We start from the raw sequence: 25571 nt of genomic DNA, 5'->3' as shown, positions 1-25571 counted from the left end.
GCGCGGAACGACCAGACGCCACTGGGTCAGCACACAGGGTTTCGGCATAGTCGCTTGACGTCCGGTTCGTGATGATCTGCCGGCTCGGCGGGGTTCCGGGAACGTGACAGGCACGGACTTCCAAGATCATGGAGTTCTCGACGCTCTGTGATCCGGGTGGAAGACAGTGCCTGCCGACGCATCATTGCCGATCCCGCCTGCTTTTGACCAACTCCGCCAATCGGTCGTCGTGTTGGTGGTGTTGGGTAGTGCGAGGGGGCTGTCGGGGTGCTCGGGGTAGAGCTCGGCCATGCTGCCCTCGGGTATGTAGCGGCGGGGGAAGGCAATCCATCTGCGTCTACCGACCCGACTCCACCGTCTGGCTCGCCGATCGAACCCCAGCGCACCGCACTCACCGAACTCGGCATCGAATGGGCATGACACCGTCAATCAGCGACGCGAAGTCCGACGCTCCCGGCAGGTCGAGCCCGCGGCCGGGCTCGATCCCGGACACACTCCGCCGAGCTGACAGGCACGCCAGTGAACCACTCAGCACCCGCCAGTGACGCAGGAAAGGCAGACAAGCGGCGCGCCCACGGGCGGATGCGCCCTGACCGAAGGCTCGGAGTTGATGATCACAAGAGTGGGGCCCGTCAGCAAGCTGACGGGCCCCTCATGATAGGTCGAGTCTAAGGGGATTAGCCGTCGCAGTCGACGTATCCGACGCCGTCCTTGACCGTGATCTCGGTGTTAAAAGGTTTCGACAACCGCTGCAGCCGGCTCAGGATGTTTTCGGCGACGTCCGCGGCGGCGAGGCGCGGGATACCGCGGTCGGCGTCGCGGGGGCCGTCCCAGTGCAGTTCCACCGGGTGCAGTTCGATGGTGCGCAGGTGTCCGTGTCGGTTGAAGCGGCTCACCGTGATGACGCTTTCGAACCAGACCCTCTCTCTGAAGACCCCGTGCACGCGTACGTGTTCCTGGTATTCCGCGGGGGTCAGCGTGGTGCGGTCGGCCTTGGCGTCCCGCAGCCCTTCGTCGGGTGTGAGGGGGTGCATGGTGTTCTTCGTGTAGAAGAAGTTTCCGAGTGAGTAGAAGATCGGGCGGCCCTGGTACAGCTCGATGCCGCGGAGCTGGTGCGGCCCATGCCCGATGAAGGCGTCCGCCCCGGCGTCGATGCATTGGCGGGCCGTCGTGATGAGGAAGTCCGGTGGCTCTTCGCTGTAGTTGCCGGGTTCGTGGGTGTGCATCGTCGCGACGGAGAAGTCTGATGTCTGCTTGGCCTGGCGTACAGCGCCCAGGAATTCTTGGCGGTCCTGCTCGTTGACGAGGAAGCGGAACGTCACTCCGTCGTCCGCTTCGTCCGAGGCCGCGTAGGTCGTACCGAACAGAGTGACCGTCTCGTTGACTCGGTCGGCTTCAGTGATGGATGCACGAACGGACCCAGCCGGCTGCGCGTCCCGGATGGCAGCGAGGTCCTTCAGCCGGTGGGCGGGAACCATGACGTGCCGGGTTGCGCGAAGGGTGCTGGCTCCAGGGCGGCCAGGTACGCGGCCCATGGGGTCGGCGGCTCTGGACATGGACTCGAACCGGGAGGCCGTCGCCACGAGCGAGATCCGTCCTGGGGGGAGGGTCATATACCTCGGGGCGCGGGCGTGCGACAGGGTTTCGCCGGTGCCAGCGTGCACGATGCCCGCTTCGGACAGGAGCCGGTCGGTGGAGCGCATGCCGGCGACGCCCCAGTCGGTGGTGTGGTTGTTCGCTCGGGAGACCATGTTGAATCCCATGTAGCGCAGATCGGCGGGAACTGCCGGGGTACTGATGAGCCACCCTCCGCCCGAGTCCGCTTCGGGCCAGCCGCCGAAATGTTCCAGGTCGATCGCGGTGCTTTCGAAGTTACCGAAGGTCACGTCGCCGGAGCGCAGGAGGGTGAGGACTTGCGGGGAGCGCTCTGAAAGGAGCGGTGCGATGGCGTCGGAAAGGATCAGGTCTCCGACCGCGACCACGGTGAGGTCGTCGTGGACGTTGGCGTCCCGCCATGTCGGCAGCAGTGTCCCGTCGGGCATCTGGTTGTTCGCCGGGCTCGTGGACTTGGCGTCGTTGTGGGTCATGGGGCGGCCACCTTGAACTGGGTGGCGAGCTCGGGCCAGGCCTGGACCAGTTGCGGTAGCGGCTTCGTGGTGAACCACTTGCGGTAGAGGCGCGCGTAGGTGCCGTCGTGAACCATGGCGGTGATCTGCTTGTCCAGTGCGGCGAGCAGGGCTCGGTGGTTCTTGGACACCGCCATGGAGGTGGGGTGGTCGACCGCGGCGGAGGCGGCGTCCCGCAGGTCGGCGTGTGCCTTCATGAAGTGTTCGGCGCTGGGTCCGCCGACGACGAAGGCGTCGAGGCTGCCGTTCATCAGCTGGTTGATCCCGCTGTTCTCCCCGGGGAAGGAGATGGCGCGTGCGGTGGGCATCTTCTGGTCGACGAAGACTTCCTGAGATGAGCCGGTCACTGCTCCGACCTTCTTGCCGGCGAAGGCGTCGAGTCCGGACAGGTTGCTGTCCTTGGTCGTCAGTACGACTGTTGAGCTCCAGAAGAGCGGTTTGGTGAAGTCGACGCTCTTCTCCCGTTCTTCGGTGATTCCGAGTCCCATGGCTGCCAGGTCGTATTGGTGCGAGGTCAGGCCGGCCAGTCCGGCGGGGACGGTGGTGCTCTTGTAGTCGACCTTGAGCTTCATGCGCTTGGCGGCCTCGTCGGTCACATCGACGATGAATCCGATGGGCTTTCCCGAGGGCGACCCGTACTCGAACGGGGGGTGGTCGAGCTGGGTTGCCGCGCGGATGGTGCCGGCGTCGATCAGGCCGTAGGGATTGGTCTGAGCCTTTTGGGCTGCAGACCCGTTGCTCTCGGTGCCGCATCCGGCCAGCAGAAAGCTGCTGGTGACGGCCACGGCCAGGATGGATCTGGATGCCAGGCGACGTGTTATACGCATGGGAACTCCGAATCGATGGTTCTGTGCGACGAGGTTGGTTGAGGAGGCAGGAAAGCGGAGAGGGCGAGAATTGCTGATCTGCACGTCGCGCGGCCAGGCGACACGACGCACGCGCGGCGGGTCTACAGGACGCGGGCGAGGAATTCCTGCAAGCGCTTTGTCCTGGGCCCATCGAGGGTCGCGCGGGCGGGGCCGCACTCTGCGATGCGGCCGTCGTCCATGAAGACCACGGTGTCGGCAACCTCGCGGGCGAAGCCGATTTCGTGCGTGACGACGATCATGGTCATTCCGGACGCCGCCAGAGATCGCATGACGTCCAGCACATCCTTGACGAGTTCGGGGTCCAGTGCCGAGGTCGCCTCGTCGAAGAGCATCACCTCCGGGTCCATCGCCAGCGCGCGGGCGATCGCCACCCGCTGTTGCTGGCCGCCCGACAACTGGCCGGGCCGCTGCCGCGCCAGTGGTGTCAGGCCAAGCCGGTCGAGTTGCTCCATGGCGACGGCTTCGGCGGAGGCCTTGTCCATGTGGCGCACGTGCCGCAGTGCGGCCGTCACGTTCTGCACCACGTTCATGTGAGGGAAGAGGTTGAAGTGCTGGAAGACCATGCCCACCCGTGACCGGATGGCGTCCACGTCCACGCCACGGCCGGTGATGAGGTCGCCACCCAGCCGGATCTCGCCGGAAGTGGGGGGCTCGAGCAGATTGAGACATCGCAGCAGCGTTGACTTGCCCGAGCCTGAGCGGCCGATCAGGCACAGCGTCTCTCCCCGCGTGACCTCCAGGTCCACACCACGCAGCACCTCGGTGTGCCCGTAGCGCTTGTACAGGCCGTGCACACTCACCGCGGGGAGATCCACTGGGGACGTCGAGGCAGGCCGGTTCTCGTCCGGCAGGATGTCGGTGGGCATCAATTCAGGCCTTTCTCGGCGCGATGTCAACTGGCACTGGAGCCTCGGTCGTTGCGGCCCGACTCGGCGTCGGGGTGCGACGGCCTTCACGCAACCGCAGGTCGAGCCGGTTGACTGCATACGTCAAGGGGATGGTCAGAAGCAGGTAGCAGACGCCCGCGGCCACCAGTGCCGAGGAGTTGTACGTCGACGCCTGCCGCTCCTGGGCAATGAAGTAGAGCTCACGCTGCCCGACACCCAGTCCGAGCAGATAGACCAGAGCGCTCTCCTTGATGTCGATGATGAACTGGCCGGCCATGGCGGGTAGTACGTTTCGCACACCTTGCGGGATGATGACCACCCGCATTGCGGTCAGATAGCCCATGCCGAGGCTCCGCGCGGCGTGCAGCTGCCCCGACGGGACGGCCTGGATTCCGGATCTGAAGATCTCGGCGGAGTAGGCGGCGGAGATCAGGCCGATGGCGAGCACCGCGTACCCGAGGGGTTCGCGTCCGAAGGGCCGGATGTTCGCTGCCGGCAGGCCGACCCCGATGAGGCTGACTGTGACGATCGCGGGCAGGCCCCGGAAGACATCCACGTACACGCGGGCCGGCAGCCGTACCAGTCGGCGCTGCGACAGGAGGAGCAGAGCAAGAAGTACACCGAGCACAACACCGAAGACGATGGCGAGAGCCGCGATGGTCAGCGTGTTCCGCAACCCCTCAGTGAGCAGCACGGGGAATGCGTACAACAGTTCATGCGGATCGAAAAATGTATGGAGAAAGGCATTCATAAACGGTCGCCTCTTTATCGTGCCCGATATATGCAGTGCCGTTCGCGAACCTCCGCATGAATTGCGGGAGGCATCTCGTCGGCCTGAAGGTGTCCGCATCCTATGACTGGCGTTACATGGTCGGTAGCGACGCTTACCGCCTGTGCGGTAAGCGTCCCGCTGACAGAAGTTGTCAGGCAGGTCAGGCAGGCCGGGCCCGCGGCCGGCTGCCTGTCAACTGGACTTCATCGCTCGACTTCGCGCGTCGCCGTCGGGTGCATCGGGGTATGGTGCACGACGAGTCCTCAGACCCGAAATGCCATGACGAGGCGGTCGCCGGCCTGATGGTGGTCTTCCCGGTCGTGCGATTCGTGCGCAGGCGCTTGAACTCGATGGCCTGGACGGCGTGCGGAAAAAGCAGACCCGGCTGGACCGTGCAGACTTTGAGGCGGCGTATCTCGCCTCGCCCGTGCGCCCGTTCGCGGGTGCGGTGCTGAAGCGGGATCTCGCGCCAGGGCAGTCGCCGCTGCTGACTGCGGAGCTTTTTCTGGTTGCCCTTGACGACGAGGATGTAGTGGGCGCCCCGGGAGGTGATCTGCTCGGCGTGGTCGGTCTGGGTGTGCATCGCGTCGGCGGTGATGACGTGGCCGTGCAGGTCGAGCCGGTCCAGCAGCGGGACGAAGGCAGGGATTTCGTTGCTCTTCGCGGCGGTCTGCCGCTGGGAGATCACTGCCTGGGACTCGTGCAGGACGGTGGCCAGGAGGTGAACGGCTTTCTTGTCGCCGCTGCGGCTGCCGCGTACGGTCTTGCCGTCGACGGCCAGGCCCACCAGCGGCTGGTCGTCCTCGACCGGGTCGGCCGCGTGGCGGGCGAGCCGGACACCGATGGCGTCGTCGACGGCGTCACCGTCGATGAGGGACAGCAGACGGCCCAGGGTGGTGGCGCGCGGGAGGCCGCCGAGCCCGATCCGCGTGCGCACGTCGAAGGGTGCGTCCGCGGCGAACCGGGCGATGCCGGCCAAGCTGGTCGCTCCACCCAGGACCGCGAGCAGGCACACGGCGAGCAGAGAACCCAGCCCGCAACGCCGACCCCGTACCCGCCTCGGATCCGGGAGCTGGTCCAACGTCTCGTGGAGCGAGGTGAGTTCCTCGGGCGGGCGGCATGGATCGATGATCCCGCAGTGGCGCTGCAGGACACCGATCAGGGAGGATGACACGCGAACGCGACCCCTGTTCGTGATCAAAGGCTTCGAGAACCTTGATCATCAGAGGTTGTGTTCACCATCTCCAGCCCGGACGCCCCGCCCGTCCCGCCTCAGACACCCGCAATCGGCACGTCTTGCCGAGTGAGAACGCATCAGCCCTGTCCCGCGGCCGAGCACGACAGGCGGGCTCCCCGGTGGCGACCATGCGCTACGCTCCCCGCGTGGCTGTCGTCGTCAACCTTGCGGGCGCATACGCCGCGGACATCGCTGCGGGCATCTCCCCGCTGGCCGAGATGATGTCGTGCCTGCACGCGATTGTGGAGCCCGAGCACCATCTCGAAACACAGCCCTGGCTCAGGCATGCCCGTTCCACCATGACACCGGGCCTGCAAAATGCGGTGAGGCATTACGCTCCGCTGTGGGCACGTCGACGCTGCCGACTGCTCCTGCCACTGGACTTGCCGCTCGGCCAGTCACTCGACGAAGAAGTCGGCCGTCTGGACAAGCTGCCCCTGCATCAATTCATAGAGATCGCGGCGGAGGCAGTGCACGGCGGCGGATACCCCGTGGCCGGCCTGGCGTCCCATCCCGAGAGGCACCAGGCGTTCATTGCCAGCTGCGAGCGGCGATCCTTCCAACGAGCAGAACTCGCACGAACCATTCTCGAAGACCCGGAGGCCGTGCGCTCAAGCCTCGCTGAATTCTTCTTCCAATGCGAAACTGAGTTCTTCCACACGGAGTGGCTCCGCATCGAGCACCGGTTGGAGGCGGAGTGCGCGCAGGTGAGAGCCAGAGCGCGGGTACTTCAACCGGCCGAGCTGATCGCCTCGTTGAGCCCCAACGCCGAGGTCCGCCACGATCCGGTGAGCGTCAGCTTCGACAAGCTGCAGACGCTGACCGTGAATCTGAACAAGCGCCGTTGCCTGCTCGTACCGTCCGTCCACAACCGGCCGCATCTCATCGTGAAGGACCTGCCGGGCCTTCCCGTTGTCATCCACTTCCCGGTGGAAAACGCCCAGCCAGTGGAATCGATCACTCCAGAGCAGGCACGTGCCCGTCTGGCGGCCCTGGCCGAGCCGTCGCGCTTGGCGATCTGCCGGCATCTGGTCAACGAGGCGATCACGACCACAGAACTCGCCGAACGTACGGGAATGACCCAGCCCCAGGTGTCCCGCCATCTCGCCCATTTGCGGGAAGTGGACCTGTTGCTTTCACGGCGCGAGGGCCGCATGGTCTATCACCGGCTCGATGTACAGCGTTTCCGGCACCTGGGTGTCGACGTTCTGCTCGCCATCGTGCAGTGACATGCCACGGGCCGCCCCATCACGCATCACGACCGCCTGCATGCCAGCTGCCTGAAGGGTAGAAAAAATCGGCCCTGCGGCAGTGTTTTCCAGCCGCAGGGCCGTGCAGCCACCTGCAATCACCATGGAGCGGGCCCTGGGCCCCCTCCGTCGTCCCCTGGGTCTGCGCCGCTTGGACGATGCCGATGCTGTGCGTCTTGTCAGCCGCGGGCAGACGGGTCGATCAGTGCTGCGACGGCTCACCGACACAGACAGCGGCATTGAACTCGGCGCGTGCGGCGGTAAGAAGCTCTGCATCCTCGAGCAGGTCCAGGACCAGTGCCGCCATGGCGGCGGCCATCGTCTCGGCTGCCTCATGGGCGCGGGGGGTACGGGCGGCCTCCCGCATCGCCACTGAATGCGACGATGTGCCTCGCTCGCAGATCTGCACATACGGGTGGATCGCCGGCAGGATGGCAGAGACGTTGCCGATGTCGGAGGAGCCGGCCGGGTTCTGTGCGGAAGGCGGCTCCAACTCCAGGCCGATGCTGGCGCTGTAGGCCGCGATGCGATCGGCCATCACCATGTTGTTGAAGCGCTCGGCGTACCGGGGCGCGGTCTCAGTCAGTACCACGGTGGTACCGGTAGCCAAGGCCGCTCCGTCGGCCGCGGCGGAGACCCGATCCATCAGGTCGTCCAACGCGGCGGTCGTTGACTCCCGCACGTACATGTCGATCTCAGCCCGCTCGGGGACGACATTGGGGGCGTCGCCGCCGTGCGTGACGATCCCATGGATACGGGCCGAGGGACGGACGAACTGGCGCATCGAGTCGATAGCCGTCAAGAACAGCTGAGCGCCGGCCGCCGCGGACCGGCCCTCCCAGGGGCCCTTGGCCGCGTGCGCGGCAACGCCGTGGAAGGTGATCCGGATCTTGCTCGAGGCGAGCGCATGGCGTGCCCGCAGACTGCGGTCAGCCGCATGGAACATGACCGCAGCGTCGACCCCGTCGAAGACACCGCGCTCCAGCAGCAGGATCTTGCCGCCGCCGCCCTCCTCCCCCGGGGTGCCGATCACCTTGAGCGTTCCGGGATGGTCGGGCCGGACCGCCGCCACCGCAAGGGCCGTGGTCAGGCCGCCAGCGGCGATGAGATTGTGCCCGCAGCCATGACCGAGACCGGGCAGCGCATCGTATTCGAGTAGTACCGCGATCGTCGGCCCGTCGACCGTGCCTTCGTGCGTGGCGACGAACGCCGTGGGCAGGTCTCCGACCCCTGTGTCCACCTTGAAGCCGGCACCGGCCAGCCGGCCGACGAGTTGCTCGGCGGCATAGTGCTCCTCGAACCGGACCTCGGGCGTGGCATGCAGGTCAAGGCTGAGCTGCTCGAGCGCCGACCGCCGCGCGCGGATGTCGGCATGAAGGTCTGCGGGGACACGGTGGCTCATCGCAACTCCTAAAAGAGATCCACATCATCGAATTGCTTGAACGGTAAGGCGGGGCCCGGCCGAGGGGCGCGATCGTTACCGTGCACGCGGTAACACTCGCCTCGGACATTTCCAACCGCTTGACCAGTAGGTTCGCGGACATACAAAGGTGGTCGTCCGCAAGGGTGAGAGTGTTCCGGGCCATCGGGTCGTGGTTGAGGGACTGCCGAGGTCCCTCTCGCCGGGCACGTCGCGGATCGCCAGGCACTCGGTACGCGTCTCAGGCGGCGAATCCGATGTTGGTGACGTACTCGTACTGGCCCCGCTGAGAGCCGAGGTCGGCAACCTGGTCGAACCAGGCGTCGTCCAGCTCGTGGGCGTCGCTGGCCGCCCAGCCTGAATCGAGCGCCGCGGAGCGATCGTCAGCATCTGCTCCGCCGTCGCCCCGATGCCCCTGGGCGTCCCTGCCGGCTACAGCGCCGTCAAGGCTGCGGTCACCGCACACGGCAAGTCCCTGGCCGAGGAGTTCGGACCCCAGGCGTGCGCGTGAATACCGTCTCCCCCGGCCTGGTCCGCACCACCGTCTACGAGGACCCCAACGGCCTGGTCGCCCAACTGGCCGCCGGCCCGGCCGCATTCCTGCTGTCCGACGTGGCCGGCAACATCACCGGCGCCGACTACGTCATCGACGGCGGCACCATCAACGCGGTCTGAACCAGCCATCAATCCTGCCGCGGCGGCGCGCAGAATCCAGCACTTCAACCCACAAGGAGGGTCTGGCGGTTGACCTGCAGTCGGCGGGCGAGGGCGGAGACGGTGGCATGTGGTCCGTTCTCGGCTTCTCGCAGCAGGGTGTCGATCACAGCTTCGACGGCTCGGGGGGTGAGCTTGTGCCGTCTCATATGGATGCCTGGGAGGCGTTCGTCGGCAGGGTCTTGTCGAGGAAGGTGCTGATCTCGTCGCCACGGCGGGCCAGTCGGGCACATGCGAGTGGTGGCAGGATGTCGCCGCGCTCCAACTGGGCATTTAGCAAGGGAAGTTGGTTGCGTCAGGCCGCCGTGTTCGGCGGCTCCTGCCCGGCACCCCCTTGCGGTCCAGCGGACGCCTCAACGTCTCCTAGCTCGCGATCGAAGCCGACGTCAAACGCTGGCACCTCACCCACCAGCACCTCGACCTGAATGAGCTCTTCCAGGCCCGGGTGAAAGCCCAGGACAGTACCCCCGAGGCATTCAGCCGCAAGCTCAGCGAGCACGAGCAGCTCAAGAAGAAGTACGCCGACCTCCGACAGCACTGCGCCGACCTCGAAGAACGACTCCAGGTCCACGCCAGAGCGATCAATCTCCTCACGCTGGAGAACGCCGCGCTGAGCGGCCGCGACGGCGGTTCACACGTGCTCCCCACACGCAGGCCGCCGGACACGGAGCAGGACGGCGTGAACGAGCGGGACCGGCCGGGACCGGCGGGCGCCGGGTGAGAAGACGATCACTCTCCAGGAAGGACACGCCGACGGAGGGAAGGCGCTCAGACACCGAAGACTGACGGGCCGACCCCGCCACAGATCATGCTGATGCATCTAAGTCGTTGTTGCAAGTAATTCGCAATAGAGGAATAGGGTGGGCTTCTGACAATCGCTCACCCGGAAAGGGGACGTGCCTGATGGGCACCTACGCGCTTCCCGACCTGCCCTACGACTACGCCGCGCTGGAGCCGGCCATCACCGGGCAGATCCTGGAACTGCACCACGCCAAGCACCACGCCGCCTACGTCAAGGGCGCCAATGACACCCTGGAGCAGATCGCCGAGGTCCGCGAGAAGGACCAGATCACACCGACCTCGCTGGTCGGGCTGGAGAAGACCTTCGCCTTCAACCTCTCCGGCCACGTCCTGCACTCGATCTTCTGGCAGAACCTCTCCCCGGACGGCGGTGACCGCCCCGACGGCGCCCTCGGCAACGGCATCGACGAACACTTCGGCGGCTTCGAGCAGTTCAAGAAGCAGCTCACCACGGCGACCGCGTCGGTCCAGGGATCAGGCTGAGGTGTCCTGGCCTGGGAGCCGCTCGGCCGCCGTCTGATCGTGGAACAGGTCTACGATCACCACGGCAACGTCGGTCAGGGCGCCACCCCGCTGTTGGTCTTCGACGCCTGGGAACATGCCTACTACCTGCAGTACAAGAACGTCCGCCCCGACTACGTCACCAAGCTGTGGGACCTGGTCAATTGGGAAGACGTCGCCGCCCGCTTCACCGCAGCAACCGGCGCCTGATCCAGCACCGCGCCATCACCCGGCGGGCAGGGAAGCGAGCATTGCTTCCCTGCCCGCCGGCTCGTTTCGGCGACCAGCCAGCCAGGATCACTCACAAAGCCGGACTCAAGATCTCCGACAGCGTCACGCACTCAGGCGAGGCCGAACCAGCCCAGGACGGTCTGGACCAGCAGGATGGTGGACATGCCGGCAACGCCAACGACCACGGCCGTGGCCGCGATGCGGTAGCGCGGGCCGTTGGCCGCCGCGTCGAGCAGCGAGCGGCGGTTGGTCAGCACCAGCAGGTAGACCAGGACGATGGGGCTGATCAGGCCCTGGAGGACCTGGGTGCCGATCAGCAGCTGGATGACGTCGACCGGGGTCATCGCCACCGCCGCGCCCAGGACGATCTGGGCGGTGAACAGGCCCAGGAACAGTGGGGCGTCGCGGAAGCTGCGGGAGACGGAGCGTTCCACGCCCGCTGCCTCTCCTATGGCGTAGCTGGCGGAGAGCGGGACGACAGCGCCGGCCAGGGCGGAGGCGCCGATCAGGCCGAGCGCGAACAGCAGCTCGGCGTTCTGGCCCGCGACCGGTTTGAGGGCTTCGGCGGCCTGGGCGGCGGAGTCCAGCGGGCCGCTGCCGCCGATGGCGGACGCGGTGGCGATGATGATGGTCAGGCTGATGACGCAGGCAAAGACGGCACCGAGGACGGCGTCGGCACGGATGAGCGGGTAGTCGGCAGGCTTGGCGCCCCGGTCCACGACGCCCGCGGCGGCGTAGAACTGCATGTACGGGCTGACCGTCGTGCCGATCAGGGCGACCGCGAGCAGGATGAAGTCCTTGCTCGGCTCGATGTGCGGGACGACCAGGTGGTGGCCGACGGCGCCCCAGTCGGGGTGGCCGAGGATCATCGCGACCGGGTAGGCGAAGAACGCCAGCGACATGATGAGGAAGATGCGTTCGGCCCAGTGGTAGGAGCCGAACAGCACCAGCGCCCACAGCAGCACCGCGGCCGGCGGGATGACCGCCCACTTGGGTACGCCGAGAAGTTCGAAGGCGGCGCCGATGCCCGCGAACTCGCTGACGACCAGGCCGGTGTTGGCCAGCAGCAGACAGAAGACGGCCAGCGCGGTCAGGCGAAGGCTGAACTGCTCGCGGATCAGGGCGCCCAGGCCCTTGCCGGTGTGCGCGCCGAGGCGCACAGCCATCTCCTGCACCATCACCAGGGCGATGGTGACCAGCACCATGAAGAACAGGGTGCCGTAGGTGTACTGGGATCCGGCCGAGGCCTAGGTGGCGATGCCTGCGGCGTCGTTGCCGGCGTTCGCGGCGACCAGGCCGGGGCCGGCGATCGCCGCGATCAGGGTGAGGCGCCGCCAGCCGGTGCGGCGGGCGGGAGCCACGCCGGTCGTCGCCCCGGCCGACCCGGCCGCCCCGGCCGCGGCGGTGGTGTCGAGGTCGCGGGTCACTGCAGGAACCTCCGAAAGTGCAGGCGCCCGCGTTCGGGCAGCAGGGCGTCGAGCAGGTCGTCGGCCAGGATCCGGCCAAGCGGGTGGTCGCTGTCGTCGACCACGAGGAGGGAGGAGGCGCGGGCGGCGACCAGTTGGTCGGCGGCCTCGGCCAGCGGAGTGTCGGGGCGGACGGTGGCGGGCGGGCCGAACTGGGCCTGCCAGGCCACCAGGTCGGCCACGCTAGTCGTGTCCTCGGCCACGGCCAGATCGAACAGCGCGAGGTCACACACCAGCCGGCCGGTGTCGTCGACGACGGTGACGGCATCGATCTCGGTGCGGTGCTCGGCCTGCTCCGCCAGCTGGGCCCGCACCTCGGCTACGGTCTCATCCCGGCGGGCGGTGACCAGCAGCGTGGTCATGGCGCCGCCCGCGGTGCCTTCCCGATGGGCCAGCAGTCGGCGCAGCTCCCCAGCCTCACCGGCCGGCATGCGGATCAGCAGTGCCTCGCGCTCCTCGGGTTCGAGGTCACGCAGGGCGTCGGCGGCCTCGTCCGGCTCCATCTCGTCCACCAGCCGGGCGGCGTGCTCCGGCTGTGCCTCGCGCAGCAGGTTCTCCAGCTCGGCCGGTTCCATCTCCTCCAGCGCGTCGGCGGCCTGCTCCGGCTCCAGCCAGCCCAGCAACTGCTGCCGCTCGGCGCGGCCGAGGTCTTCGAGGATGTCGGCCAGATCGGCCGGGCGCAGCCGGTACAGCGCAGCCCGGGAAGCACGCAACCGCACCTGGGGCGGGCCCTCGGTGGCGTGCTCGGCGAACGGGGCCACCGCCTGCCAGTCCAGCACCCGCTCCGGCGTCGGCCGGCTCTGCCAGCGGCGCGGACCGAGCCGGCGGATGAGAGTGGGCAGGGAGACGTCCACGCCGACCAGCACGATCTGGTCGACCAGGGGCGCCAGGTACAAGTCGGCGGCGCGGGTGACCTGCACTCCGTCGACGTCGACAAGCTGGTGGTCGAGCACGTCCTTGGCGAGCAGGACCTCGCCCGGACGGCGGGCGAAGTCGCGCAGGTCGACCCGGGCCGTGCGCAGGCGCACGTGCCCGGCCTGCACCTTGCCGATGGCGGCGGCGGCCAGGAACGTCCGCCGCCGGCCGATGCGGAGGATCAGGCCGGTGACCGGCGGATACGGCTCCGTGCCGTACAGGCGGGCGACCACGTCGACGACGCGGCCGACCTCCTCACCGGCCTGGTTGGTGACCGGTCCGCCGACCAGCCCTGCCAGCGAGACCAGCGAGGTGCGGACCGCCTTGGAGGCGGTGGCACGGCGCTCCAAATGAACCCGGCGGTCGCGCAGACGGGCCGAAGTGGACATGAGCAGAGTGTGGGCAGCCAAGATGAACACCCCTTGCCCCGCAATGACGGGGCACCGGGCGGCCCATGGCAGCGCACTTCCTCCCTGAACCGGTGACGGCAGGCACGCCGAACGCACGCCAGAGCGCGGCTTGGCAAAGGCCGATGAGCCGACGGGTCAGGAAAGAGCGGGCTGTCCCGGGCCGCGGAAGGACGGCACGGACAACACGAAGGGGGGCCGACTATGGCCCGGACTACTGTCCATCTCGCCTCCTCCCGGTCCCGGCCGCGCAACGGGGCGTCACGGCCATGCGGCAAGGGGCAGCCGGAACGAGAACCGGTCCCGGCGCACCCCAACTCGTCAGAGCTTTGGCACTCCACGGCGTGATCCCCCGACGGCGAAGGCCCTTGGGGTCACCCCTTGGGCCGGGGAGACCTGTCCTGATCCGGAGCGTCTCTCGACGGGTGGGATCAGTGGCCTGTGTCCGTGAAGACGCCTCACCGAACGAGGTGTCTGTTCAAACCGCCCAAAGAATACGCCCCTGTCCCCCCACGCCCCCAATCCATGACCAGTCCTTGACCTCACCCAGCAGCCGCCACCCCGCAGCCGCCACGAAGGGCCGCATCGAGGTGAGGCCGGAGTTCGTCAAGGCGGGCGATGGACTTCGCCCCCACCATCAAGAAGGCCGTCCCCGTCCCCGGGTGATCTCCACGGTGCACGAGACGAAGCACCTCGGCCGCGGCGCCGCCGAACTGCTGACCATCGCCGAGGACCTGCGCCACCACGACATCGAACTCGAACTCCTCACCGGCCCCCTCCAGGGCGCCTACGACCCGTCCGGGAACGGCGCCGCCCTCTCTGGAGGGCAAGGCATCCGCCCGCGAGCGCGGACACCAGCACGGCGGGCGGCCCAAGGCCGTCGACGACGACATGGCCGCCTACGCCCGCAGCCTGCGGACTCTGCGGCTTCTTCCGTCAGCTGGATGAGTGGGATGCCCCCGACCGGCCGCCCCGCCAGCTGGTGTTCGACAGCGACTTCCCGATCGCGGACGAACCGCTGCCCCGCTTGCTCGACGACACCGCGGCCGCCAAGCTACTGGCCACACCACCAGGAGGAACCAGTGTCATACCCGCAACTGCTCACCCCCGAGGAGAAGCTCGCCGACGCGAAGAAGCTGTTGAGCCTCCCGCGTATCGTCGTGATCTGCGGCTCCACCCGCTTCATGACCGAGATGAACGAGGCCGATCTGCGGGAGACCAAAGCCGGAAAGATTGTCGTCAAACCGGGCTGTGACATGAAGTCGCCGCACGAACTTCGGTCCGATCCTGTCGAGGCCGAGGCGCTGAAGGTTCGACTCGACGATCTGCACCGGGCGAAGATCCGGCTCGCTGATGAGGTGCTCGTAGTCGGCGACTACATCGGAGACAGCACCCGAGCCGAAATCGCCTACGCCCGGTCGCTGGGCAAGCCCGTGCGGTTCACGCACCCCGAAGTCGACCCTGACGCCTGACCGCCCGCTGCCACCTCGACAACCAGGGCCGGCAGCCCGCCGCCTGACCGTCTCGCGGTGGCTTCGGCCGCCGCCCACCCCACACCCTCCGTAGGCATCCCTCAAATCCGGCGACAAACATGCTCATCTGGTCCTCGGCCGTCACCCCGTACTGATGCCTCCACGGCTGGCCGAGCTCCTTCGACATCTCGCCGAACAGCGCCAGCCGCGGTCCCAGCTCTCCCGGAGTCGGCCCGGGCCTCGCTGGCTGAATCCTCGCCGACCTCATCGGCCTGCACCGGAACACTGCTGTCCGGTGGGTCGGCTACGCCCGCCGTGACTGGGCCGAGTACATCGCAGTCCGTGCTGACGCATCGACGGACAGTTGAACAGAGTGCCTGTCGCCGATCACTGCAGTTCACGTTCATGATCTGCGCGTCGAGGATCCGAGCCGTTTCTCTGGCCAATGTCGGCAGCCCCAGGGTGGGCGAACCGAGCTCAGCGGTACTACCGGTCCCGTATCAGCACGACTGATCGCAGCGGACGGGCAACCGATCAATAGGGCAGCACATCAAGGCGTACCTGGTGCGAGAACGGGATGCTGCCGCTACGGTCGAATCTCACGCCACGGGCGAGGGGGCCATGAAGATCTCACCGGTGCACTGCTCGATCGTGCCCCCACACATCCTGTCCAGGCTGCTACGCGCCGAGGATCCGCGGCACGTTGCCTTTGCACGCCGAACCCTGGAGACGGATGCCTATGAGCGCACTCGCCGCCGGCTGACCACCGTCGTCGGCGCCCCGCCCGTCGCCCTGCCCGAAGGAGCACTGGCCGATCAGCCACACCGAACCGTCTACGACGCCCGACACAGCACAGACCTCCCCGGCCGGAGGGTCCTCAGCGAGGGCTCCGCGCACGGCGAGGACGCCACCGTCAACCGTGCCTATGAAGGCCTCCGCGCCACCTTCGAGTTCTACCAAGAGGTCTACGGCCGCAACTCCATCGACGGCAACGGCCTCCCACTGGACGCTACCGTCCACTACGGCGAGGGCTACTGCAACGCCTTCTGGAACGGCGAGCAGATGGTCTTCGGCGATGGAGACCGGGACGTCTTCCTGGACTTCACCATCCCCATCGACGTCATCGGCCACGAGCTGACCCACGGAGTCAGCCAGTACACCGCCAACCTCTCGTACTTTGGCCAGCCAGGCGCCCTCAACGAGTCGATATCGGACATTTTTGGCTCACTGATCAAGCAGTATGCGCTGGGCCAGACCGTCGGCGAAGCGGACTGGCTGATCGGTGCTGGGCTCTTGGGACCTCACATCGCAGGCATGGCCCTGCGCTCCATGAAGGCGCCGGGCACGGCCTACGACGACGTCCTCCTGGGCAGGGACCCGCAGCCCGCGACCATGGACGACTTCGTCCGCACCAGCCGTGACAACGGCGGCGTCCACATCAACTCCGGCATCCCCAACCACGCGTTCTACCTGGTTGCTGAAGCCCTGGGCGGCCATGCCTGGGAGAAGGCCGGACAGATCTGGTACGACGTGCTGACCGGCGGCCAGCTGCCGCAGGACGCGTTGTTCTCGGACTTCGCGAAGCTCACGGTCGTGGCCGCGGTAGCCCGCTACGGCCACGGAGTCGAGTCTGATGCGACGGTGAATGCCTGGGGGCAGGTCGGGGTCTTGGAGGGCGGGAAGGGCGTCCCCACCGCCCATACTCCACCCGGGCCGCCTTTCGGTGACGAGGACGACTGGGACGAAGAGTGACCCATGGGTGAGATCGCCAAGGGAGTGCTTGGCGGGGCCTGGACGCTCGTGGCGGGATGGATCCTGCCCACGGCACTCAACCTCAGCATCTTCTTCTTCGCCGTCGCCCCCAGCATTCGCCGTACCGGTGCGATCGCAGATCTGTGGCCCACCACATCGGCCGGGATAATGCTGCTCCTGTTTGTATCTTCCCTGCTCTTCGGACTCGTCCTGAGCGCCGTACAGAGCCCGCTGTACCGGTTGCTGGAGGGGTACCTCTTCTGGCCGGCCGCCGCCTACGCGCATGGGTGCAGCCGGAACCGCCGGGCCAAGGCAGAGCTTCAAGACCGGCTGATGCTCTTGCGGCTGGAGCATCGTGAAGCTCCTCTGTCCGCTGCCGCGGCTGCCGATCTGCGGCGCCTGGAAGCCGACCCCCGGATCACAAAGTCCGCGAGCAAGGACCGGCGGCGGACTGACACCCAACGAGCCCTCCTGCGGGAGAAGCTGGCCCGCTTCCCCATCGACGACTCGCAGATCACGCCCACGCGGCTCGGTAACGCAATCCGCCGCTTCGAGGAGTACGGGTACAACCGTTACCGCCTGGACACCCAAGTGCTCTGGAACGAACTGACGGGCGCGGCTCCCGAGCAGATCCGCCGCCAAGTCGACCTCGCCCGCGCCAGCGCGGACTTCTTCGTCGCGCTCCTCGCCGGCCATGTCGCGGTCGCTATCGCCGCCTCGGCGGTTTTGGCCTCCGCGCACGCCCGCGCAGCCGTCCTTCTGACCACGATTGTCACCGTCGTCAGCCTGGCCCTTCTCTGGTACCGCTCTGCTGTCACCGCTACGGACGAATGGGCCGCCGCCGTTCGCGCCCTGGTCAACCTGGGTCGCAAACCCCTGGCAGAGGCCCTCGGCCTCTCACTTCCTCCCACGTTGGACGGGGAGCGCACAATGTGGACTCTGGTCACGCGGCTTGCCAAGCAGCCGTACCACGAGCGCAGAGCAGCCCTCGATCCGTACCGAACCAACTCACCCCTGCCATGAACGACCTGGCCATGCACGCACCTGAGCTATCGGGGTGGCGCTCGGCTCTCAGCAACGTTCGTCTGAATGCTATGGGCCTCGGACCAGTGGCACGGGCGGACACAGGGGAATAGTGCACGGTCGGAATAACCCCCTCCCGCCAGTAGTCAAGCACCTGCGCCGCGGCTGCCTGACCCGGGAGAGCGACCCCATCGGTGACGACCGGCTCAGCGTGCACATCCAAGTGGCCATCCATTGGCAGAAGGAGGCCGCCGGGGACTGGGCCGCCTACGCCGCAGACGTCAGCCGCCGATCCACCAGACCAGTGTCCAGCCGCGACCAGCCGTCACCACCGGCCGGCCGCGAGGGCCAGCCCGCCCCATCCAACGCCCAAGGAGACCTCCAGTGCTGACCCACGACCGCATGGGCCGGGTCCGAACACGTCGCCCGGGCAGATCCCGCCGACTTGGCCAACTGGCGCATCCCCGAGAACCAAAAGTCCCTCCTCGTGAACATCGGCGTCCCCGTCGTCGATCAATTGATCGAGCACGTCGCGTTCCAGACAGACCCGGACCCCGCTCTCCAGACCGCATCAGGAACCGTCCTCTACCAGCTCTCCCAGAACCACCACGGCAACCTCGTGCCAGGTTTGCAATGGGCCTTCGGCGTCGAGCCGGACACCGGCAAGGTCTACTACGTCCTGCCAGGCGGGGAAGCCTGGTTTGCCAACTCCTCCATCGACCTCTGGCTGCAGACACTGCACCACTACGGCCGACACGTGAGCGAGTCTCCGATCCTGAACGACCCGGACGAGCACGAGGACGAAGCCCTGGCCGAACTTCGAGAGCTTGCGGAGGAGCTCAAGGAGATCGACCCACCCGCCTTCGAGGGCTATGTCGGTTTCATCTGGGCCGAGTTCCTCGAACGCTGGCTCTGGTGACCGCCAGCGTTCCGACGATCATCACCACGGTGGACTCGGCAACTTCGCATCCGGGTTTCCCGACGATCTCGCGTTCGAGCGGTGGCTGGCCCGGCTGGAGGGCCTGGAGGAGGCCGACCGGCGGCTGAAGGCCGGTGAGCACGCCAGCGGTCCGGCGGCGGATGCCTACCGGTCCCGGGTGGCGGGCGGGGCGAGGAAGTTCGCGGGGCGGGTGCTTCGTACAGGCCGGGAAGCCCGGCATGTCTTGGCGAACCTCTCGCTGCAGATCTACCCGGGAAAGGGCATGACCTGCGTCTTCTCGTTCCCGACGGCGCTTTGCGAGCTGGAACCCGCGCTTGATGACGCGCGGGTCACTCCCGACACCGACGGCTGCCGTCCGGCCTGCCGCAGCATCGTCCGCACCGAGGAGAACATCGACGAACTTCGGGCTGAGGCAGCCGAGTTAAGGCTTGTCGTCGCCGACGGTGCCAGCCCGGAGATCCGCTGGGGACGTGAGCGAAGGCGCCTTGCCCATTGGGAGAGTCTCCTTGCCGAGCATGAGCGCGGTCGGCCCGAGGGAGGCGTGTCGTGAGTCCTGAGCCGGATCCGCCGGAGGAATTGTGCGTCAAGCTGCGGACGGCCGCCGACCGTCTGCTGGCCGGCACCCCGCTGCACTCCTCGGGCAAGCTCACCATCCTCGACCTCGCTGAGGAAGCCCAGATCAAGCGGTGGCTGCTGACACACAAGTATCCGAACAAGCTCATGGCCAAGTAACAGGCGGAGTTCAAGGCCGCCCGGCACAAGAGCGCCCCGGTCAAGAAGGCTGAGGCCGAACTCGACAAGCTCCGCGAAGAGCCGACCCGCGTCCGCAAGGAGAAGCGGCAGCCGTCGGAGCTGGTGGGCACCTACGCGGTCATGATCGAGCAGTGGGTGAGGGAGCGGGCCGAGGTCCAGGCCGAACGGGATGAGGCCCTTGCCGCGAGGGATGCCGCCCTGGGCGTCTCTGCCTTGCACACCGCCCCGCCGCAGCAGCAGCTGGCCGTCCCTTCCGGCGGGCGGGCCCGTCGCCCGCTTCCGCCGCGCGGACGGCGGTGACGAGCCGCTGCGGTGGCAAGGGGCACCTCCGAACGGGTGGGACTGGCGGTTCGCATGACGAGTTGTGAGGCGACTTCCCTAGGCTGCGGCGGCATGAAGGGGCGGCGTTCGGCGACCGCCTCACGGAGACGGGTGCGGGAGAGCACGGGTGGAGCCCTACAGCAGGCACGGCAAGTTGGTGCGGGACCGGATTCCGCAGATCATCCAGGAAGACGGGGCCGAGCCGATCACCTACACCGCTGGCCGGGAGGAATACCGCGGTCGGCTGAGGGACAAGCTCAGCGAGGAGGTCGCCGAGTTCCTTGAGGCGGATGAGGACTCGGCGCCGGAGGAACTCGCAGACGTGCTGGAGGTCGTACGCGCGCTTGCTGCGGTCCTGGGGGTCGACGCGGATCAGCTGGAGAAGATTCGTGAGGCCAAGGCGGGCGAGCGGGGCGGCTTCGCCGACCGGATCGTCTGGACGGGCAACCGCTGAACGTAGCCGTGTCGGCGGTCACGTTGGGCGGTACGCGATTCACGTCCGGGGCTTGGTCAGGACGGCATGACAGACCGCGGGCAGCGGCAGCACGGGGGGGCACCGGCGGCGGGGGCGAGGCCGGCCCGGCGGGCGAGGGCGGTGATCTCGCCCGGGTCGATGCCGCGCTGGAAGGTCCCCCTTGCTCTGGCTGGACATAAGCCGTCGTGGTGAGCAGTCCGGCCGCCGTCCGGGCCGGTACATGAGCCGCACGGACCGCGCGGCCTCGGACCCGTTGGTGCGGACGGCGTGTCTGCGGGGCGCTGCGCAGATTGTGTTCAGCGACGGCCCGTGGGCGACAGCGATGGCATATCGGATTTCGCTTCCCGGCCAGTGAGCCTACGACGCCGGCCACAGCCGGGACCTTGTCCAGCAGGGGCAGCAACTGCGTGACGTCGTTGCGATTCGCGCCGGTCAGCGACACCGCGCGCGGGATGGCCTGGCCGTCGGTGAGGACGTGGTGCTTGCTGCCCGGCCGTGCGCGGTCGACCGGGCTGGGCCCGCTTTGGGGCCGCGCCGAGCGGCCCGCACGTGGGAGGAGTCGATCACCGCCCGCAGTTTCTTCGTCAGTACCAGGTGCAGCTCATACCACACGCCGGCCTCCTTCCACGCGGCCAGGCGCCGCCGGCATGTCATCCCTCGGCGGAGTCGCCTGTTTCTGGACGGGCCCGCTCAATATTGGGGTGAAATCCTTTTCATCAGCAAGGTAAGGTGGGAACCAGAACCCTTGAAAGGTGCGGACACAGGTGGTGACGATCCATGACGTGGCGCGAGCCGCCGGAGTATCCCCGGCGACCGTGTCGCGCGTGTTCAACGGCGGCAGGGTCACACCGGAACGCGCCCAGTCCGTGCAACAGGCCGCCGAGGCCCTCGGTTTCGCGCCCAATCGGCTGGCGCGCTCGCTGCGCAAGCAGCGCTCCAGCGTGATCGCCCTGATCATCCCGGACATCGAGAACCCGTTCTTCACCTCGCTCGCCCGCGGTGTCGAGGACGCCGCGCAGCGCACCAGCCTCTCGGTCGTCCTGTGCAACTCCGACGAGGACACCGGCAAGGAGCGGCGCTACCTCGAGGTCGCGCTCGGTGAGCAGATGGCGGGTGTGATCGTCGCGGTGGCCTCTCAGGACGACACGGATCTGGGTCCGCTGATCGCCCGCGGCGTGCCCGTGGTAGCCGTCGACCGGCGGCCGCACGACGCCGAGGTGGACGCGGTCAGAGTCGACGATCGGCACGGAGGTGAGGTGGCCACCCGCCATCTGCTGCAGGCCGGCTACAGCAGGATCGCCTGTATCACCGGACCCGAGGGCGCCTCCACCTCCGAGGAGCGGCTGGCCGGCTACCGTTCGGCGCTGCACGCCGCACGCAGAGCCGGGGCCGTGGCCGACGACACCTACGTACGGCACGCCGACTTCCGGGTCGAAGGCGGCCGGGCGGCGATGCGCGAGCTGCTGGCCCTGCCCGAGCCGCCGGACGCGGTGTTCGTCACCAACAACCTCATGACCATCGGTGTCCTCAACGCCCTGGACGAGGTCGGCCGCACTCCGCCCGGCGTCGGCGTCCTCTCCTTCGGCGACGTCCCGTGGGCGTCGCTGGTGCGACCGCCGCTGACGGCGGTCGAGCTGCCCTCGTACGAACTCGGGCGCACCGCCGCCGACCTGCTGCTGCAGCGCATGGAGGGCAGTAAGGCACCGCTGCAGACCGTGGTGCTGCGCACCACGCTCCAGATCCGGGAGAGCACCGCCGGGCCGGTCGCCTCGGAATGACAAACGCGGCGGCGCCCGACGCACGCGGAGGACGCCGAAAGGGGCGTCGCACCGGTCGAAGGACCGGTGCGACGCCCCTTTCGCTTGCTGTGCCGCTGCTGCGGAGCCGCTACTTGAGACCGGACGTCTTGATCGACTCCACGATCTGCCGCTGGAAGACGAAGAACAGCACCAGCATGGGCAGTGCGGCCACCGTCGCCGCCGCCAGGATGTAGTTCCAGTTGGAGGCGGCCTGGGTCGCGAACGAGGCGATGCCGAGCTGGATCACCGTGAGGCTCTGGTCGTTGGTGGCCACCAGCGGCCAGACGAAGGCGTTCCAGTTGGCGAGGAAGAAGAAGATCGCCAGGGCCGAGAGGATCGGCCGGGACATCGGCAGGACGATGTTCCAGTAGACCCGCCAGTGGCCGCAGCCGTCCACGATCGCCGCCTCCTCCAGCTCCTTGGGCAGTCCCAGGTAGAACTGGCGCAGCAGGAAGATGCCGAACGCGTTGAAGATGGCCGGGATGATCAGGCCCGCGTAGCTGTTGAGCAGGTGCAGCTCACGAGCCACGACGAACAGCGGGATCAGCACCACCGGCGGGGTGACCAGAAGCGTCGAGAAGATCAACCCGAAGACCTTCTCGCGGCCCGGGAAGCGCAGCCGGGCCAGCGCGTAGGCGGCCATCGAGTGGAAGAACAGCGACACGATGGTGATCACCGCGGAGACGAAGAAGCTGTTCCACAGGAAGCGCCCGAACGGCACCTGGGTGAAGACGTCGACGAAGTTCTGGAACGTGAACTCCGTGGGTATGAGCCGGCCGTCGGTGACCGTGCTGCGTGTCTTGAACGCGGAGTCGACCATCCACAGCACCGGGAACACGCTCACCAGGGACACCGCGACGGCCAGCACCGTCAGCCAGATGCGGCTGGTCCTGCCGATGGTCCCGGAGCCGCCGGCGCCCCGCGCCTTCGCTCCGCCCGTCGCCACGTCACTCGCCATCGTCGAACCTCCCGCCCTTCGTCACCTTGAAGATCACCCCGGCGAAGACGACCATGATCAGCACCAGGAAGGTGCCCATGGCCGACGCGTATCCGTACTCCCCGAAGGTGAAGGCCTGCTGGTAGATGTAGTAGATCGCCAGCGAAGTGCCGTTGGCCGGACCGCCTTTGGTCAGCACGAAGAGCAGGTCGAGGCCGCCGGTGATGGCCGCGACCGTCGACATCAGCAGCACGAAGAAGCTGGTGGGGCGGAGCAGCGGCCAGGTGATCGAGCGGAACGACCTCCAGGCGCTCGCGCCGTCGATCCGGGCGGCCTCGTAGTACTCCTGCGGGATCTCCTGGAGCCCGGCCAGGAAGATGATCATGTAGTAGCCCATCATCACCCACGTCATCACGGCGATGACCGAGCCGAGCGCCAGCCCCGGGGAGCCGAGCCAGGACGCGCCGCCGAAGCCGGCCGCCCGCATGGCCTTGTTCACTATCCCGACCTGGTCGTCGAGCATGAACTTCCAGAGCACGCCCACCACCACGAGGCTGATCACGTACGGCATGAACAGCGCGGTGCGGAAGGCGCCCACGCCGGGCAGCTTCTGCTTGACCAGCAGCCCGAGGCCGAGACTCAGGCAGAACAGCACGGGCACCAGGACCACCACATAGATTCCGGTGATCTTCATCGACTGCCAGAACAGCGGGTCGTGGAACATCCGGTCGTAGTTGCCGAGCCCGACCCACTGGTAACTGCCGAAGCCGCTGACCTGGAACAGGCTCAGCACGACGGAGAGCACCATCGGGATGCCGACGAACACCAGCAGGCCGAGGGCGTCCGGGGCGAGAAAGAGGCCGGCCGCCAGCCACTCGCGATGCCGGCGGCTGAGCCGCGGACGTGCAGAAGCGGGTGTCTGGGCCGTGGACCGGCCCGTGGTGCGGGACTTCGCCCCCGCTGTGTCATGTGCGGTCACACTGCTCATACCAGACTCGCCCCCTGGTAGCTCTTGGTGTAGGCCTTCATCGACTCGGCGGCCCGCTGGGTCTCGGCGGCCACGTCCGCGCCGGTGAGCATGGTCGCCTGGATGGCATCGGAGATCGCCTTGTAGACGACCGGGGGATAGCGCGGCTCGGCACGGCCCCCGGGGAAGACCTCGTCCTTGAACTTCTTCATGATCGTCGAGTCGTAGCCGCCCTTGGCCGCGCCGCGCTCCAGCGCGGTGGTGCGGGGCGCCACGTCCGACTTGGCGCGGATGCACCAGTCCACCATCCGGTCGATGGCGTCGTCCTTCATCGAGCCGATCGCCCAGGCGCAGAACTCGGCCGCGGCCTCGCTGTTGCTGCCCTGCGCGTTGGCGCAGAACGACCAGCCGCCCAACGTGGTGACGTACTTGCCGCCCGACGGGGCCGGGAGCTTGAAAACGCCGTAACGGTACTTGGGGGCGAACGCCTTGAAGCTGGCGACGTTCCAGATGCCCGTCTGCCACATCGCGACGTTGCCGCCCTTGAAGCCGCCGATGACGTCGCCCGCGGCGGGATTGGTGCGGGGCGCGATGCCGTGTTTCACGGCGTCCTGCCACATCTGCAGTGCCTGCCGGGTCGCCTTGGAGTCGAAGACGATGTTGCCCTGCTTGTCCACCACGTCGCCGCCGCCCTGCCACATCCACGGGTACCAGGTGAAGTTCTGGAAGTAGCCGGGAAGGCACTCGAAGGCCACGCCCGCCCTGGTCCTCGTGCGCAGCTTGTCCCCCAGACCGAGCATCTGGTCCCAGGTGGTGGGGATGTCGCCCTCCGACAGGCCCGCCTTCTCCCAGGTGTCGATCGAGTAGAACATCGCCAGCGGCTCGACCTCCATCGGCAGGGCGTACACCTTGCCGTCGACCATCCGGCTGGTCAGCGCCGTGCCGTAGTCCTTCACCACTCCGTGGTCCAGGTGCGGCGTGAGATCGGCCAGCACGCCGCCGTTGTAGTACCTCAGGAAGTCGCCAGGGCTGAGCAGGAAGATGTCCGGGCCCGCGCCGGTGGCGAACGCGGTGGGCAGTTTGGCGCCGTTGGTGTAGTCGCCGACGGGGATGTAGACCAGTTCGATCTTGGGCGAGTGGCTGGAGTTCCACAGGTCGATCAAGTCGGTGAACCACTTGGCCTGGGCCCGGATCGCCGGATCCGGCGAGTTCTGCGGCGCGTAGAAGTTCCAGAACTTCATGGTGGCGCCCTTGGCCGATGCCGTGCCGCAGCCGGTGAGCAGGGCGGGGGAGGCGAAGGCCGCCCCGGCGCCGGCGAGGCCGGTGAGGAAGCGGCGGCGGGAGGCGAACTGGGCCAGGCGGTCTGTCCGCACCGCCGCCTGGACGGTGGGGACCGCGGGCTCGGCTTCTTTGCCGTGCTGGAGCATGCGTGCGCTCCTGTCGAGGTGTGATGGGCCTTGGGAAGAGCGGATCCTGGGGGCGGCCCCGGGGCGGATCCTGGGGGCGGCCCTGGGGCGGATCCTGGGAACCGGCCCC

At 67.6% G+C, this 25571-nt stretch carries 25 protein-coding genes, 4 pseudogenes and 1 riboswitch; of the genes and pseudogenes, 14 read left to right on the top strand and 15 right to left on the bottom strand.

Going from position 1 to position 25571, the window contains the following annotated elements; genetic code table 11:
- Positions 1 to 677: 677 nt before the first annotated feature.
- The 5 genes from AB0I54_RS35440 to AB0I54_RS35420 all read right to left on the bottom strand — a co-directional run bounded on the left by AB0I54_RS35440 (position 678) and on the right by AB0I54_RS35420 (position 5828).
- On the bottom strand, positions 678 to 2087 hold the full coding sequence (locus AB0I54_RS35440) for a CapA family protein (RefSeq protein WP_363300366.1): 1410 nt from the start codon (positions 2085 to 2087) through the stop codon (positions 678 to 680).
- Positions 2084 to 2953 carry a transporter substrate-binding domain-containing protein gene (locus AB0I54_RS35435; protein ID WP_363300365.1) on the bottom strand — a complete coding sequence of 290 codons (870 nt, stop codon included), beginning with the start codon at positions 2951 to 2953 and terminating at the stop codon, positions 2084 to 2086. Before AB0I54_RS35435 ends, AB0I54_RS35440 begins: the two co-directional genes overlap by 4 nt.
- Positions 2954 to 3075: 122 nt before the next feature.
- On the bottom strand, positions 3076 to 3861 hold the full coding sequence (locus AB0I54_RS35430; protein ID WP_363300364.1) for an amino acid ABC transporter ATP-binding protein: 786 nt from the start codon (positions 3859 to 3861) through the stop codon (positions 3076 to 3078).
- Between the two features lie 4 nt (positions 3862 to 3865).
- A complete protein-coding gene (locus tag AB0I54_RS35425; protein WP_363300363.1) occupies positions 3866 to 4633 on the bottom strand; it encodes an amino acid ABC transporter permease in 768 nt (255 codons plus the stop codon).
- A 181-nt stretch (positions 4634 to 4814) separates the two neighbouring features.
- Positions 4815 to 5828 carry an ISAs1 family transposase gene (locus tag AB0I54_RS35420; protein WP_363300362.1) on the bottom strand — a complete coding sequence of 338 codons (1014 nt, stop codon included), beginning with the start codon at positions 5826 to 5828 and terminating at the stop codon, positions 4815 to 4817.
- Between the two features lie 209 nt (positions 5829 to 6037).
- On the opposite strand from AB0I54_RS35420, the gene AB0I54_RS35415 reads away from it, so the two are divergent.
- On the top strand, positions 6038 to 7120 hold the full coding sequence (locus AB0I54_RS35415; RefSeq protein ID WP_363300361.1) for a DUF5937 family protein: 1083 nt from the start codon (positions 6038 to 6040) through the stop codon (positions 7118 to 7120).
- Between the two features lie 223 nt (positions 7121 to 7343).
- Here AB0I54_RS35415 and AB0I54_RS35410 read toward each other — a convergent pair whose 3' ends face one another.
- Together AB0I54_RS35410 and AB0I54_RS35405 are read right to left on the bottom strand one after the other, a co-directional pair.
- Positions 7344 to 8543, bottom strand: a complete 1200-nt coding sequence (locus AB0I54_RS35410) for an amidohydrolase (RefSeq protein WP_363300360.1) — start codon at positions 8541 to 8543, stop codon at positions 7344 to 7346.
- Between the two features lie 259 nt (positions 8544 to 8802).
- Positions 8803 to 8892, bottom strand: a pseudogene (locus tag AB0I54_RS35405) (transcriptional regulator); the annotation flags it as partial.
- A 78-nt stretch (positions 8893 to 8970) separates the two neighbouring features.
- Between AB0I54_RS35405 and AB0I54_RS35400 the strand changes: the two are divergent.
- On the top strand, positions 8971 to 9072 hold the full coding sequence (locus AB0I54_RS35400) for a hypothetical protein (RefSeq protein ID WP_363300359.1): 102 nt from the start codon (positions 8971 to 8973) through the stop codon (positions 9070 to 9072).
- Positions 9063 to 9236: a hypothetical protein gene (locus AB0I54_RS35395; protein WP_363300358.1), complete on the top strand. Its 174-nt coding sequence runs from the start codon at positions 9063 to 9065 to the stop codon at positions 9234 to 9236. Before AB0I54_RS35400 ends, AB0I54_RS35395 begins: the two co-directional genes overlap by 10 nt.
- A gap of 44 nt (positions 9237 to 9280) precedes the next feature.
- Here the strand turns inward: AB0I54_RS35395 and AB0I54_RS35390 are convergent, their stop codons facing one another.
- Positions 9281 to 9424 (bottom strand): hypothetical protein, encoded by a 144-nt coding sequence (locus AB0I54_RS35390; protein ID WP_363300357.1) that lies wholly within the window; start codon positions 9422 to 9424, stop codon positions 9281 to 9283.
- Positions 9425 to 9720: 296 nt separating this feature from the next.
- On the opposite strand from AB0I54_RS35390, the gene AB0I54_RS35385 reads away from it, so the two are divergent.
- Together AB0I54_RS35385 and AB0I54_RS35380 are read left to right on the top strand one after the other, a co-directional pair.
- On the top strand, positions 9721 to 9996 hold the full coding sequence (locus tag AB0I54_RS35385) for a hypothetical protein (protein ID WP_363300356.1): 276 nt from the start codon (positions 9721 to 9723) through the stop codon (positions 9994 to 9996).
- Between the two features lie 182 nt (positions 9997 to 10178).
- Positions 10179 to 10787 (top strand): annotated as a pseudogene (locus tag AB0I54_RS35380) (superoxide dismutase).
- Positions 10788 to 10918: 131 nt separating this feature from the next.
- On the opposite strand, the pseudogene AB0I54_RS35375 reads toward AB0I54_RS35380, so the two are convergent.
- From AB0I54_RS35375 to AB0I54_RS35365, 3 genes and pseudogenes are all read right to left on the bottom strand, one after another.
- Positions 10919 to 12040: pseudogene (locus AB0I54_RS35375) on the bottom strand (divalent metal cation transporter); the annotation flags it as partial.
- A 15-nt stretch (positions 12041 to 12055) separates the two neighbouring features.
- The gene (locus AB0I54_RS35370) at positions 12056 to 12235 is read right to left on the bottom strand and encodes a hypothetical protein (protein ID WP_363300355.1); all 180 of its coding nucleotides are present in this window, start codon (positions 12233 to 12235) and stop codon (positions 12056 to 12058) included.
- Positions 12232 to 13578, bottom strand: coding sequence for a CBS domain-containing protein (locus AB0I54_RS35365; RefSeq protein ID WP_363300354.1), 1347 nt, complete (start codon positions 13576 to 13578; stop codon positions 12232 to 12234). Before AB0I54_RS35365 ends, AB0I54_RS35370 begins: the two co-directional genes overlap by 4 nt.
- A gap of 323 nt (positions 13579 to 13901) precedes the next feature.
- Positions 13902 to 14073, bottom strand: a riboswitch (M-box (ykoK) riboswitch).
- Between the two features lie 605 nt (positions 14074 to 14678).
- Here AB0I54_RS35365 and AB0I54_RS35360 point away from each other — a divergent pair.
- The 8 genes from AB0I54_RS35360 (at position 14679) to AB0I54_RS35325 (ending at position 20311) form a co-directional block, all read left to right on the top strand.
- Positions 14679 to 15068 (top strand): hypothetical protein, encoded by a 390-nt coding sequence (locus tag AB0I54_RS35360; RefSeq protein WP_363300458.1) that lies wholly within the window; start codon positions 14679 to 14681, stop codon positions 15066 to 15068.
- Between the two features lie 621 nt (positions 15069 to 15689).
- Positions 15690 to 16820: a M4 family metallopeptidase gene (locus tag AB0I54_RS35355; protein WP_363300353.1), complete on the top strand. Its 1131-nt coding sequence runs from the start codon at positions 15690 to 15692 to the stop codon at positions 16818 to 16820.
- A 3-nt stretch (positions 16821 to 16823) separates the two neighbouring features.
- Positions 16824 to 17843, top strand: coding sequence for a hypothetical protein (locus AB0I54_RS35350; RefSeq protein ID WP_363300352.1), 1020 nt, complete (start codon positions 16824 to 16826; stop codon positions 17841 to 17843).
- Positions 17844 to 18288: 445 nt separating this feature from the next.
- The gene (locus AB0I54_RS35345) at positions 18289 to 18762 is read left to right on the top strand and encodes an SUKH-4 family immunity protein (protein WP_363300351.1); all 474 of its coding nucleotides are present in this window, start codon (positions 18289 to 18291) and stop codon (positions 18760 to 18762) included.
- Positions 18716 to 19333, top strand: a complete 618-nt coding sequence (locus AB0I54_RS35340; protein ID WP_363300350.1) for a hypothetical protein — start codon at positions 18716 to 18718, stop codon at positions 19331 to 19333. The genes AB0I54_RS35345 and AB0I54_RS35340 overlap by 47 nt, the downstream gene beginning before the upstream one ends.
- Positions 19330 to 19515, top strand: coding sequence for a hypothetical protein (locus AB0I54_RS35335; RefSeq protein WP_363300349.1), 186 nt, complete (start codon positions 19330 to 19332; stop codon positions 19513 to 19515). Before AB0I54_RS35340 ends, AB0I54_RS35335 begins: the two co-directional genes overlap by 4 nt.
- A 123-nt stretch (positions 19516 to 19638) precedes the next feature.
- The gene (locus AB0I54_RS35330; RefSeq protein ID WP_363300348.1) at positions 19639 to 19836 is read left to right on the top strand and encodes a hypothetical protein; all 198 of its coding nucleotides are present in this window, start codon (positions 19639 to 19641) and stop codon (positions 19834 to 19836) included.
- Between the two features lie 148 nt (positions 19837 to 19984).
- Positions 19985 to 20311, top strand: a complete 327-nt coding sequence (locus AB0I54_RS35325) for a nucleoside triphosphate pyrophosphohydrolase (protein WP_363300347.1) — start codon at positions 19985 to 19987, stop codon at positions 20309 to 20311.
- A gap of 376 nt (positions 20312 to 20687) precedes the next feature.
- On the opposite strand, the pseudogene AB0I54_RS35320 reads toward AB0I54_RS35325, so the two are convergent.
- Positions 20688 to 20989 (bottom strand): annotated as a pseudogene (locus tag AB0I54_RS35320) (transposase); the annotation flags it as partial.
- A gap of 107 nt (positions 20990 to 21096) precedes the next feature.
- Here AB0I54_RS35320 and AB0I54_RS35315 point away from each other — a divergent pair.
- Positions 21097 to 22110 (top strand): LacI family DNA-binding transcriptional regulator, encoded by a 1014-nt coding sequence (locus tag AB0I54_RS35315; RefSeq protein ID WP_363300346.1) that lies wholly within the window; start codon positions 21097 to 21099, stop codon positions 22108 to 22110.
- A 109-nt stretch (positions 22111 to 22219) separates the two neighbouring features.
- On the opposite strand, the gene AB0I54_RS35310 is transcribed toward AB0I54_RS35315, so the two are convergent.
- From AB0I54_RS35310 to AB0I54_RS35300, 3 genes are read right to left on the bottom strand one after another with little or no spacing between them, the layout of a single operon-like run.
- Entirely contained in the window at positions 22220 to 23089 is an 870-nt protein-coding gene (locus AB0I54_RS35310; protein ID WP_363300345.1) for a carbohydrate ABC transporter permease, read from the bottom strand.
- Entirely contained in the window at positions 23079 to 24056 is a 978-nt protein-coding gene (locus AB0I54_RS35305; RefSeq protein ID WP_363300344.1) for a sugar ABC transporter permease, read from the bottom strand. The genes AB0I54_RS35310 and AB0I54_RS35305 overlap by 11 nt, the downstream gene beginning before the upstream one ends.
- Positions 24053 to 25462, bottom strand: coding sequence for a sugar ABC transporter substrate-binding protein (locus AB0I54_RS35300; RefSeq protein ID WP_363300343.1), 1410 nt, complete (start codon positions 25460 to 25462; stop codon positions 24053 to 24055). The genes AB0I54_RS35305 and AB0I54_RS35300 overlap by 4 nt, the downstream gene beginning before the upstream one ends.
- Positions 25463 to 25571: the final 109 nt, after the last annotated feature.

Origin of the sequence: Streptomyces sp. NPDC050625 (assembly GCF_040654755.1) — a bacterium.
In the GTDB taxonomy this organism is placed as follows: domain Bacteria; phylum Actinomycetota; class Actinomycetes; order Streptomycetales; family Streptomycetaceae; genus Streptomyces.
This window is presented reverse-complemented; position numbering and strand designations above follow the sequence as displayed.

Bases quoted from the DNA above. Each gene is read 5' to 3' on its own strand.
- AB0I54_RS35440 (WP_363300366.1), bottom strand. From the start codon at position 2,087: ATGACCCACAACGACGCCAAGTCCACGAGCCCGGCGAACAACCAGATG.
- AB0I54_RS35435 (WP_363300365.1), bottom strand. From the start codon at position 2,953: ATGCGTATAACACGTCGCCTGGCATCCAGATCCATCCTGGCCGTGGCC.
- AB0I54_RS35430 (WP_363300364.1), bottom strand. From the start codon at position 3,861: ATGCCCACCGACATCCTGCCGGACGAGAACCGGCCTGCCTCGACGTCC.
- AB0I54_RS35425 (WP_363300363.1), bottom strand. From the start codon at position 4,633: ATGAATGCCTTTCTCCATACATTTTTCGATCCGCATGAACTGTTGTAC.
- AB0I54_RS35410 (WP_363300360.1), bottom strand. From the start codon at position 8,543: ATGAGCCACCGTGTCCCCGCAGACCTTCATGCCGACATCCGCGCGCGG.
- AB0I54_RS35400 (WP_363300359.1), top strand. From the start codon at position 8,971: ATGCCCCTGGGCGTCCCTGCCGGCTACAGCGCCGTCAAGGCTGCGGTC.
- AB0I54_RS35390 (WP_363300357.1), bottom strand. From the start codon at position 9,424: ATGAGACGGCACAAGCTCACCCCCCGAGCCGTCGAAGCTGTGATCGAC.
- AB0I54_RS35365 (WP_363300354.1), bottom strand. From the start codon at position 13,578: ATGTCCACTTCGGCCCGTCTGCGCGACCGCCGGGTTCATTTGGAGCGC.
- AB0I54_RS35355 (WP_363300353.1), top strand. From the start codon at position 15,690: ATGAAGATCTCACCGGTGCACTGCTCGATCGTGCCCCCACACATCCTG.
- AB0I54_RS35350 (WP_363300352.1), top strand. From the start codon at position 16,824: ATGGGTGAGATCGCCAAGGGAGTGCTTGGCGGGGCCTGGACGCTCGTG.
- AB0I54_RS35340 (WP_363300350.1), top strand. From the start codon at position 18,716: ATGTCGGTTTCATCTGGGCCGAGTTCCTCGAACGCTGGCTCTGGTGAC.
- AB0I54_RS35310 (WP_363300345.1), bottom strand. From the start codon at position 23,089: ATGGCGAGTGACGTGGCGACGGGCGGAGCGAAGGCGCGGGGCGCCGGC.
- AB0I54_RS35305 (WP_363300344.1), bottom strand. From the start codon at position 24,056: ATGAGCAGTGTGACCGCACATGACACAGCGGGGGCGAAGTCCCGCACC.
- AB0I54_RS35300 (WP_363300343.1), bottom strand. From the start codon at position 25,462: ATGCTCCAGCACGGCAAAGAAGCCGAGCCCGCGGTCCCCACCGTCCAG.